The sequence below is a fragment of the Halomonas sp. genome (assembly GCF_031581305.1).
Taxonomy (GTDB): domain Bacteria; phylum Pseudomonadota; class Gammaproteobacteria; order Pseudomonadales; family Halomonadaceae; genus Halomonas.
Genome location: NZ_JAVLBC010000220.1, coordinates 1 through 4,841, shown reverse-complemented (window position 1 = coordinate 4,841; position 4,841 = coordinate 1). Strand labels below are relative to the sequence as shown.

Here is a 4,841-nt window from a genome sequence, read left to right as displayed (position 1 = left end):
GACATGTGCAAGGCCGTGGACAAGGGCATGGAGATCGGTGCTATCCATCTCGACGCCAAGACCGGTGGCAAGTCCGGCGACTATCGGCGCGAAGAGGCTCATGGGGAGCGAGCGGTGGCGCCTTCCCTTATCGAGTCCGCCCCCTCGCCGATCGTCACCGGCGAGGGGGCTTCCGGCGAGGTTTCGTTGGGACAGCGCTGCGACATCGACGCCCCCTGCATCCGCGTCAAGTGCCTGGCTGAACTGCGCGAGCGCCTCGGGGTCGGTGAGGTTTCCGTGCCGGTCGAGCGTCTGGCGAGTTCCGACGTGGCTGGCCTCAAGACGGCCCTCAAGGCGCTGGATCCGCGCTTCGAAGGGCTCGACCAGGGGCGCGTCCTGTGTGCCGTCAATCAGGTGATGGCCGGGGATGCCACGCCGCTGACCGATAACGACGAGGTTGCCTTCTTTCCCCCGGTGACCGGAGGTTGAACGATGATTCGCGTGCAGGAAAGCGTCTTTGATGCCGGCGCCGAACAGTGCGCCTTGCTCGAAGGGCGAAGCGATATTGGGGCGGTGGTGAGCTTCACCGGTCTGGTGCGTGACTTCAACGAGCGTCCCGAGGTCCAGGCGCTGACCCTGGAACACTACCCGGGCATGACCGAGGGGGCCCTTGGCGAGATCGTCGAGCAGGCCGAGTCCCGATGGCCACTGCAGGGTGTGACCGTGATCCACCGGATTGGACGCCTCGCCCCTGCAGACCCTATCGTGTTGGTAGTGGTCGCCAGTGCCCATCGACGCGCCGCCTTCGAGGCCTGCGACTTCATCATGGATTACCTCAAGACCCGCGCCCCTTTCTGGAAGAAGGAGCACACCGCCAGCGGGAACTACTGGGTTTCGGAGCGCGACGGAGATTATCATGATGCCCGTCGCTGGGAGATGTCTTCATGACCGATGAGTTGATCGACGACTTCGGCAGGCGAGTGCGCTACGTGCGCATCTCGGTGACCGATCGCTGTGATTTTCGCTGCGTCTACTGCATGAGCGAGGAGATGACCTTCCTGCCGCGTGCCCAGGTGCTGACCCTGGAGGAGCTGGCGATGGTCGCCCGGGCCTTCACCGAGATGGGCGTGGAGAAGATACGCCTGACCGGTGGCGAGCCTCTGGTGCGGCGTGATATCGACCGCCTTGTCGATGATATCGGGGCGCTGCCGGGGCTCAGGGATTTCGCCATGACCACCAATGGTGCGAGCCTGCCCAAATTCGCCTCTCGCCTGCGTGAAGCGGGGCTTGAGCGTCTCAACATCAGCCTCGACTCCCTGGATCCCGAGCGCTTTCGCCGGCTCACTCGCACCGGCGACCTGCACAAGGTCATCGACGGTATTCACGCCGCGCGTGACGCCGGCTTCGAGCGCATCAAGCTCAACGCTGTGATTCTCAAGGGGCGCAACGACGACGAGGTGCTCGACCTCGTCGATTTCGCGCGAGACGAGGGGCTGGATATCAGCTTCATCGAGGAGATGCCGCTGGGCGACGTGTCGGACCATTCTCGGGCCGAGACCTTCTGCTCCAGCGACGAGGTCCAGGCGCGCATCGAGACCCGCCACGAACTGATCCCCACCACTGAATCGACCCTCGGCCCGTCGCGCTACTTCATGATGCCTGACAGCGAGTCCCGGGTCGGCTTCATCTCGCCCCACAGCCACAACTTCTGCGACACCTGCAACCGGGTTCGCGTCACGGTGGAAGGGCGCCTGCTGTTGTGCCTTGGCAACGAGCATTCCGTGGATCTGCGTGCCGTGCTGCGCCGCCATCCCGGTGATATGGAGGCGCTCAAGCAGGCCATTGTGCGCGCCATGCCGCTCAAGCCCGAGCGTCATCACTTTACCACCGATGGCGATGTCCAGGTGGTGCGCTTTATGAACATGACCGGCGGCTGAACCCTCAAGACGGTCGGGCGCTGGCCGGCATCATGACACAAGGGGCGACATCACCATGTCGCCCGTTTTCTTGATGGCAGGGGAAATCCTGCCGATATTTCGCGAATCCCGTTCGGTTGCCTGACTCAGGGTCTGGCAATTTTTCCTTTCTTTCTGGCGCTTTTTCCCGCGACTTTTCTTGCCAATGTCACGCGAGTGCATATACTTTTGACGTGTCGTTACACGACGCAACGTCCAACTTTCGGCATGGAGACCGCCAATGTCCAGCGAAACCCTGGAGCGCATCGCCCGCAACAAGAACGTGGCTCGTGCCGCGGCACGTCAGCTGAGCATGGAACAGCTCCACAAGCTGGCCGATGTTATCGGTGAAGTGATCGAGCAGAAGAAGGACGAGGAAGTCCAGCGTCAGGAAGAAGAAGCCGAGAAAGCCAGAAAGCTCGCCGAGATCCGTGAGCAGATTAACGAAGCGGGCCTCTCTCTGGATGATCTGGTGACCGAACAACCCAAGCGCAAGCGCGGTCGTCCACCGAAGAACGCGAGCAAGGCCTGAGGCATGTCATCCCGCTCTTGCTGTAGTAGCTGTAGTAGAGGTACGGTGAGAGCGGGGCTCTTTCCTTGACTTGCTGGGCGATTCCTGTCTTGTTCATCGTGATCTGAGGATCGCTCCCACATCGAAAAAACGCGTGTTACTTTCCCAGCGTCTCCGCTTCTACCGCGAGGATCTGCAGGTGCACTTCGGGCACTCGATGCAGGTGATCGGCGAGCCAGCCGAGGAGCCTGGGCTGCAGGGCGAGGCGTAATTCCGCCAGGGAATCCACCTGGATCTCCTCGAGGCAGTCATCCAGCCAGTCTGCGAAGGCGGTCTCGTCCATGGGGCTTGTCTGGCTGGTGTCGAGCATCAGCCGGCCGATGCGGGTCCAGCCGGTGTCGGTAGCGGCTACCGAAATGGCGAGGTAGAGACTGCCATGGCGTGAGCGGTTTATCCCGTCGCCGCTGCCCAGGCCGGGCAGGGCGGAGACCGCATCCTGGCTGACGATATGCGGTTGTTGAGGATGGCGCGACTCCAGGGCAAGTCCCTTGGCATCCAGGCGGATCAGGTCACCGTTCATCGGGGCCACGGGGGCCTGGATGCCGAGTTCCTCGGCCAGGGCCTGGTGGGCCTGCTGATGGCGGGGCTCGCCATGCACCGGCAGCAGGTGGCGGGGCTTTACCCAGCCGTAGAAGGTGCGCAGTTCGTCCTGGGCCGGGTGGCCCGAGGCGTGCAACTCGGGATGGTTATCGTCGTCGAGAATGGTCACGCTGAAGTGTTTGAGTCCGCGTTTCAGGCGGTCGATCAGCCGCTCGTTGCCGGGGATGGCCTTCGCGGAGAAGATCACCGTGTCGCCGGCCATCAGCTCGAAATGGGGGTGGCGGCCTCTGGCGAGACGTGACAGTGCGGCCCGCGGTTCGCCCTGGCTGCCGGTGGCGATCACCAGCACCTCTTCCGGCGGGAGATAGCCGAGGTCGGTCACCGGCACCAGGGGGGGCAGGTCGTCCATGTAGCCAAGCCCCCGGGCCACCCCCACCATGCGTTCCATGGAGCGTCCCATCAGGCTGACTCGGCGCCCGCAGCGCTCGGCAGCGCGACCGATGGTCAGCACCCGTGCCAGGTTGCTGGCGAAGCAGCTCACCACCACGCGTCCCTCGCAGCGGGCGATGGTGTGGGCCAGTGCCTCGGCCACCTCGCCCTCGCTGCGTGAGTGGCCCGGGATCGGCGCATTGGTGGAGTCTCCCACCACCAGGTCCACGGGCGCGATGGCACGGAAGGTGGGCGCCGAAATCGGCGGCCCGATCAGCGGCTCGGGATCGAGCTTCCAGTCGCCGGTATGCAGTACCCGATGATCGCCGGCCGCGATCAGCAGCGCGCAGCTCTCGGGAATCGAGTGAGTCAGCGGCAGGTAGCGCAGGGTAAAGGGACCGGCCTCCAGTGCTTCGCCGGGTTCGACGACCCGGATGGACTCGGTGGCCAGCCCGCGTTCGACGAACTTGGCGCGTAGCAGGCCGGCAGCCAGTGGGGTGGCGTAGATCGGGCAGCCCCACTTCGGCCACAGCCAGGCGGCGGCGCCGATATGATCTTCATGGCCGTGGGTGATGATCAGTGCCCGCGGACGAATCGACAGCGTCTCCAGCGTGGAGAGATCCGGCACCTGGAGCGGATTGTCCGGGAGGTCCTGGCGGATCATCATGCCGCAGTCCACGGCGATCCAGTCTTCCTCGTGGCCCCTCTCCCCATAACCATAGAGACTGAGATTCATGCCGATCTCGCCACAGCCGCCCAGTGGCAGGAAATGCAGGGGAGGGCGGCGGCGAGGACGGATCTGGGCGCGTGGCTGTGACATCTGTGGGGGTGTGGGCCTGAGAAAGTATAGGATCACTATACGGGATGCCCGGTGGGCCCCACAACGCGGCCCTCAGGCATTCGGCTCCGCTTGGGCCGTGCAGCGATACCTGTATCGACAGTACCTGGCGCAGGAAATCTCTCGTACGGGAATCCTTTGGCGACCCGACCCCTTCTTGCTGGGTGTTCCAGTCCCTGAACTGGTGCTCTACGTTTTGGCTGTTTCCCTCAGGTCAACCAGCATGGGCCCGAGATCCCCACCCAGGGACTCGATGGCAGGCCGCGCGTGGTAATATCCCTGATGTCGTATGATACCCATGCTTGCCAGCCATGTGGCCTCGCTGCGGGTTTCGACACCCTGCGCGATCAGCAGCATGCCCAGCTCGTCTCCAAGGCCCTTTACCGCGCGGATCCGTGCCTTGCTGCTGTCTTGATATATTCAAATATCCCGGGTCAGCAATAGCTCGACTCGACGATTGGCTGCACGCCCCCGTCTCGTGTCGTTGCTCTCCAGAGGTTGTGTATCGGCATAGCCGATGGCCCGCAGA

Annotated in this window: 6 protein-coding genes and 1 pseudogene; 4 read left to right on the top strand and 3 right to left on the bottom strand. The window is 63.6% G+C overall.

Going from position 1 to position 4,841, the window contains the following annotated elements:
- From RI841_RS14420 to RI841_RS14405, 4 genes are all read left to right on the top strand, one after another.
- On the top strand, positions 1–468 hold a 468-nt coding region (locus RI841_RS14420; RefSeq protein ID WP_310706325.1), incomplete at its 5' end, for a MoaD/ThiS family protein.
- Positions 469–471: 3 nt separating this feature from the next.
- Positions 472–927, top strand: coding sequence for a molybdopterin synthase catalytic subunit MoaE (moaE, locus tag RI841_RS14415; RefSeq protein WP_310706324.1), 456 nt, complete (start codon positions 472–474; stop codon positions 925–927).
- Positions 924–1,916, top strand: a complete 993-nt coding sequence (gene moaA / locus RI841_RS14410; protein ID WP_310706323.1) for a GTP 3',8-cyclase MoaA — start codon at positions 924–926, stop codon at positions 1,914–1,916. The genes moaE and moaA overlap by 4 nt, the downstream gene beginning before the upstream one ends.
- Positions 1,917–2,175: 259 nt before the next feature.
- Positions 2,176–2,466 (top strand): hypothetical protein, encoded by a 291-nt coding sequence (locus RI841_RS14405; RefSeq protein WP_310706322.1) that lies wholly within the window; start codon positions 2,176–2,178, stop codon positions 2,464–2,466.
- A gap of 136 nt (positions 2,467–2,602) precedes the next feature.
- On the opposite strand, the gene RI841_RS14400 is transcribed toward RI841_RS14405, so the two are convergent.
- The 3 genes and pseudogenes from RI841_RS14400 to RI841_RS14390 all read right to left on the bottom strand — a co-directional run.
- Positions 2,603–4,210, bottom strand: coding sequence for a ribonuclease J (locus RI841_RS14400; protein ID WP_310706327.1), 1,608 nt, complete (start codon positions 4,208–4,210; stop codon positions 2,603–2,605).
- Positions 4,211–4,501: 291 nt separating this feature from the next.
- Positions 4,502–4,732 (bottom strand): EAL domain-containing protein, encoded by a 231-nt coding sequence (locus RI841_RS14395; RefSeq protein WP_310706326.1) that lies wholly within the window; start codon positions 4,730–4,732, stop codon positions 4,502–4,504.
- Positions 4,733–4,841, bottom strand: a pseudogene (locus tag RI841_RS14390) (flagellar motor protein MotB); the annotation flags it as partial.